Raw genomic sequence first — 4,421 nt, 5'->3', positions numbered from 1 at the left:
TCCCGCGAGAGGGAGGACGATCCATGGCAGAGCCCCCAAGCCTGGACTGGCTCAGCAGAGTGCGCGCACTCCTCGTCAGGATGATGCTCAGCATCCAACGCACGATGGCCGAGGACGCGACCGCACCGGAGGCCACGCGTGACCCAGCGCGGCATCAGGCCGACGCGCAACTGCTCGCCGTCCTGGCCACCAGACTGCGTGAGGTCACCGAGGCCATCAACACCCATCCTGTACTGCTGCGTCCGGCCCGGGCGCGCGCCGAGCCGAGCACCAGACCCTTGGCCGAGGCCCAGCAGCAGCAGACCTGGCGACACCGGCCAGCATCGCTGCGCACAGTCAGCGACACCGGATGGTCGATGCGGTGACCATATCCGGCATAACTGTCATCGCTCGGCTCGCCCTGTGTGAACCCGGGGCGGCGCCTACGCCGGGGGCTCCGGTAGGCGGGTAGGCCTGCCGGAGCCCCCGGGCCGGTCTTCTCGGGACCGCTCGGCAACGTACCAGGTGCCGCCGACAACGGTCTGCCGCGGGCGAGGAGCCGCGCTGGCCGGTCCGGGGCTTACCGGGGGCCGGGGGTGACGGGGACTCCGCGGGCCATGGCGTCGAGGTCGAGGATCGGGTGGGTGAGGATGTCCTCGACCTGGTCGGTGAGGAGGTTGCCGAGGACGAACTCCTCCTGGGGGCCGGAGCCGAAGGTGACGACCTGCCCGGAGGACTGGATCATCCAGTTCAGCAGCTCCCGGTCGGCGCTCTCGGCGAGGATGACGTTCCGGCCGGGGTGGTCGTGCCGGATCGCCTCGACGGCGTTGCGGACGGCTTCGGTGTCCACGCTGAGCGCGCGGGTCGTGGCGGGTGAGGCGCGCCGGCCCCACCACTGGAAGACGACCCACTGGACGACGCAGGGGTGGGAGACGGCCTCGGCGGCGATGTCCTGGAGCTGGTGGAGGTTCTTGGCGCTGGCGACGGTATGGACGCGGACCCGGTGGAAGCCCTCGCGGTCGCACAAGGCGAGGGAGTCGAGCAGTGCTTGGAGGAGGTTGGGGTCCGCGCTGCGGCGGAAGGCGCGCTGGACGTCGGGGGTGACGGCGTCCAGGGGCAGGCGCAGGGTGGAGAGGGGCCCAAGGCGGGCGAGCTTGGCGGCGTCGAGGGTGTAGCCGGTGGTGTCGAGGGCGGTGTTGATCCCGTGGGCGGTGGCGTGGTCGATCACGTCGAAGATCGGGGGCCACAGCAGTGGGTCACCGCCGGCCAGGATCAGGTCGGTGGTCCCGTGCGCGGCGAGTTTGTCGAGGATCCGCTTGGCCTGGTCGAGGCTGATCTGCTCGGCGGCGAACGGGTTGTAGCAGCCCTGGCAGGACATGGGGCAGCGGTTGTTGATCGACCAGTTGACCCGGGTGACGCGGCGGCCGGTGCGCGGCTGGCCGGCTCGGCTGCGGATCGCGGTGACGAGGTCGGCCAGGCGGCGGGCCTCGGGGGCGGCGTTACCGGTGAGCAGGTCCCCGGCGCGTTCGACGGCGGCCGCGTCGGCGTTGTTCTGCAGCAGGAGGAAGGCCAGGCGCCAGCGCATGACCTCGTCGGCGGGGTCGCGGCGCAGGACGGCCTCGACGCGTTCGGTCAGGGCGGTGAGGTAGGCCGGGTTGAAGTGGGCGGGCTCCAGGCGCTGCTGGAACTGGTCGGCGATCGAGCCGCGTTCCAGCGTGCGGTCGTAACCGGCGCGCAGCGGGTGCGGGGGCAGGATCTCGACGTGCTGTCGAGTGGGCATGCGGTGTGCTCCTGGTCAGTTCGGCGGGGACGGCAGTGCGGCCACGGCCGAGACGGCGTAGGGCAGGCCCTGGTTCTCGAAGAACACCGAGTTGCGGACGGCTTCGGCGATGGTGGGCCGGGTGGGGGTGTCGAGGTAGCGGGCCGTGGAGTCGAGCGGGCTGAGGCGCCGTTCGGCGATGAGGCTGCGCAGGGCGCGGGGGAGGTCGTCGAGGCCTGCGGTGAGGGTGTGGAGGTGAAAGGCGGCGGCGGCCCGGGCGGCGGCGGTGCGGGCTTTGAGCAGGTTGGTGACCGGCTCGTGGGTGGTGGCCTTGGCCAGGTAGTAGGTGACCGGTTGCAGGGCCCAGGCCAGCGCGGTGCCCTTGGCCTCGTCTCCGGGGTGGGTGATGGCGTCCGGTCCCAGGCGGAGGGCGTCGCAGAGCCACTGGGGGCGCATGCTGGTGCGGTAGGGGGCGTGGCCGGCCAGCCGGAAGGCGCGCAGCGTGGTGATGGCGGCGGTGGCCTCGATCTGCCAGGTGTCGGCGAGGCGCTGGAGGATCGGCTGCAGCACGGCGCGGGCGGTGGGGGCGTCGGCGGGGGTGGCGACGACGGGGATCAGGTCGAGGTCGGAGGTGATGTGCCCGCTGCGCCCGGTGCGGTGGTCGCCGCGCGCGAGGGAGCCGGACAGGGCCACCGACATGCCGGTGACGTCGGCGAACTCGTGGGTGAGCTGTTTGAGGAGCAGGGGCAGGTCGTGGGAGTTCACAGCGCTCCTCGGGTGTCGGCGACGGCGGTGAAGTCGGCGTAGGGGCCGTGGTCCTGTTCGGCGGCGGTGAACGCGTCCAGCGCGGCGGTGAGCAGGACCTCGTCGCCCAGCAGGTCGCGGGCGTAGCGCAGGTCCTTGATCATGTGGTGCACGGCGAAGTCCGGGTCGTCGTAGGCGCGTCCTTCGAACCGGGGGAGCTTCTGGGCGGCGAGGGCGGCCATCCAGCCGTCGGTGGTCACGATCCGGGCGGCCACCGGGTAGTCCTCGCCGAGGTGCTCGGGCAGGCGGCGGGCGAACGCGCCGGCGGCGTGCAGGAGAGCTGCGCCCCAGGCGTTGAAAATGAGTTTGAAGCGGGCCGGGTTGCCGGGGGCCGTGAACCGGTAACGGTTGCGGGTGAAGGCGGCCAGGGCGTGGTCGGCGGCGGTGTGGGGCGCGGCGGTGTAGAGGAACGCGGACAGGGTTCCGGCCTTCGCGCCGGGGCGGGAGCCGGTGACGGGGCATTCCCAGGGGATTGCGCCGAGGGCTGCGGTCTCCTGGTGCCACTGCTCGGCGCGGTCGGGGCTGATGGTCGACAGCTCGATGCACGCCGGGCGGTGCGCGGCGATGGCGGCGGTGACGTGCTGGTGGGTCCAGAAGTTGCGGCTGCGGGCGTCGTTCTCGAAGCAGCCGATGAGCACGTCGGGGTGCTGGTCGCTGAGTTCGTCCGGGCCGATGAGGGGGACCGCAGCGTCGGGGGAGCGGGTGAGGTGGCGGCTGGTGAGGGCGACGCGCGTGTCGGGCAGGGCCGCGAGGCGGGGCAGGATGCCGGAGGTGAGCGCCCCGTAGCCGGCGACGACGATCGTCGTCGCCGGCCGGGGCGCCCCGGGTGGGGCAGGTGTCATCACTCGTCCTTGAGGATCGTGTTCCGCTTGGCGTTCCATTCCAGGGCGGCGGCGATGCCCTCCTGGAGGGTGTGGGCCGGGGTCCAGCCCAGCAGGGCGTGGGCGCGGTCGATGGCGGGGTAGGCGCCGGCGTTGTCGCCGGGCCGGGCGCTGGTGAGGTGGTGGGCGAGCGGCTCGCCGGTGACGTCCTCGAAGGCCTTGATCAGCTCGAAGACGGTGGTGCCGTTGCCGGAGCCGAGGTTGATCGGCAGGTAGTGGGGCTGGTCGCCGCTGACGACGGTGTCGAAGTGGCGCACCGCGGCGATGTGGGCGGCGGCCAGGTCCCAGACGTGGACGTAGTCGCGGATGCCGGAGCCGTCGCGGGTGGGCCAGTCGGTGCCGGTGACCGGGAACGGTTCGCCCGCGCCGTAGCGGTCGATCATGACGCCGAGCGCGTGGGTGGGCTTGGTGGTCTGCAGGCCGGTGCGCAGCTTGGGGTCGGCGCCGATCGGGTTGAAGTAGCGCAGGGTGACGACGCGCAGGTCGGTGCCGCCGGTGATGTCCTCCAGGGCGCCTTCGAAGGCGGCCTTGGTGCGGGCGTACGGGGACAGCGGCTTGAGGGGGGCGTCCTCGGTGATGGCCTGGCCGGAGTCGTAGATCGCGGCGGAGCCGGAGAAGACGAGGCGGTGGCAGCCGTTGCGCAGCAGGTGGGTGACCAGGGCCAGGCCCTTGGTGACGTTGGCGTCGTAGTAGCCGAGCGGGTCGGCGACCGACTCGGGGACGACGATGCGGGCTGCGCAGTTGATGACGGCGTGGATGTCGGGGTGGTCGTGGAAGATCCGGTCGATCAGGTCGCCGTCGGCGATGTCGCCCTGGTAGAGGGTGCGGCCGGCGGTGAACTCGGGACGTCCGGTGGACAGGTTGTCCAGCAGGATGGGCTCGATGCCTTCGTCCTGGCAGGCGCTGGCGATGGTGGATCCGATGAATCCGGCGCCGCCGGTGATGAGAACCTTCATGGCCTCTCCCAAGTCGATTGGGATTCCCGCGAGTTGGGGAAT

General features: G+C 71.9%; 5 protein-coding genes. 1 reads left to right on the top strand and 4 read right to left on the bottom strand.

Translation table 11 applies throughout. The annotated features are described in order from the left end of the window. Positions 1 to 23: 23 nt before the first annotated feature. A complete protein-coding gene (locus ABTY61_RS32350; RefSeq protein ID WP_350508692.1) occupies positions 24 to 365 on the top strand; it encodes a hypothetical protein in 342 nt (113 codons plus the stop codon). A 194-nt stretch (positions 366 to 559) separates the two neighbouring features. Here the strand turns inward: ABTY61_RS32350 and ABTY61_RS32345 are convergent, their stop codons facing one another. The 4 genes from ABTY61_RS32345 to galE are packed head-to-tail and all read right to left on the bottom strand — an operon-like array spanning position 560 to position 4,379. Beyond that, positions 560 to 1,759: a radical SAM protein gene (locus ABTY61_RS32345; protein ID WP_350508691.1), complete on the bottom strand. Its 1,200-nt coding sequence runs from the start codon at positions 1,757 to 1,759 to the stop codon at positions 560 to 562. Between the two features lie 15 nt (positions 1,760 to 1,774). Then, positions 1,775 to 2,503 carry a hypothetical protein gene (locus ABTY61_RS32340; RefSeq protein ID WP_350508690.1) on the bottom strand — a complete coding sequence of 243 codons (729 nt, stop codon included), beginning with the start codon at positions 2,501 to 2,503 and terminating at the stop codon, positions 1,775 to 1,777. Beyond that, on the bottom strand, positions 2,500 to 3,384 hold the full coding sequence (locus ABTY61_RS32335; protein ID WP_350508689.1) for an NAD(P)-binding domain-containing protein: 885 nt from the start codon (positions 3,382 to 3,384) through the stop codon (positions 2,500 to 2,502). The genes ABTY61_RS32340 and ABTY61_RS32335 overlap by 4 nt, the downstream gene beginning before the upstream one ends. Further along, positions 3,384 to 4,379: a UDP-glucose 4-epimerase GalE gene (galE, locus tag ABTY61_RS32330; RefSeq protein ID WP_350508688.1), complete on the bottom strand. Its 996-nt coding sequence runs from the start codon at positions 4,377 to 4,379 to the stop codon at positions 3,384 to 3,386. The genes ABTY61_RS32335 and galE overlap by 1 nt, the downstream gene beginning before the upstream one ends. Positions 4,380 to 4,421: the final 42 nt, after the last annotated feature.

It is taken from the genome of Kitasatospora sp. NPDC096128, assembly GCF_040303105.1.
Lineage (GTDB): Bacteria > Actinomycetota > Actinomycetes > Streptomycetales > Streptomycetaceae > Kitasatospora.
This window is presented reverse-complemented; position numbering and strand designations above follow the sequence as displayed.

Bases quoted from the DNA above. Each gene is read 5' to 3' on its own strand.
- ABTY61_RS32350 (WP_350508692.1), top strand. From the start codon at position 24: ATGGCAGAGCCCCCAAGCCTGGACTGGCTCAGCAGAGTGCGCGCACTC.
- ABTY61_RS32345 (WP_350508691.1), bottom strand. From the start codon at position 1,759: ATGCCCACTCGACAGCACGTCGAGATCCTGCCCCCGCACCCGCTGCGC.
- ABTY61_RS32335 (WP_350508689.1), bottom strand. From the start codon at position 3,384: ATGACACCTGCCCCACCCGGGGCGCCCCGGCCGGCGACGACGATCGTC.
- galE (WP_350508688.1), bottom strand. From the start codon at position 4,379: ATGAAGGTTCTCATCACCGGCGGCGCCGGATTCATCGGATCCACCATC.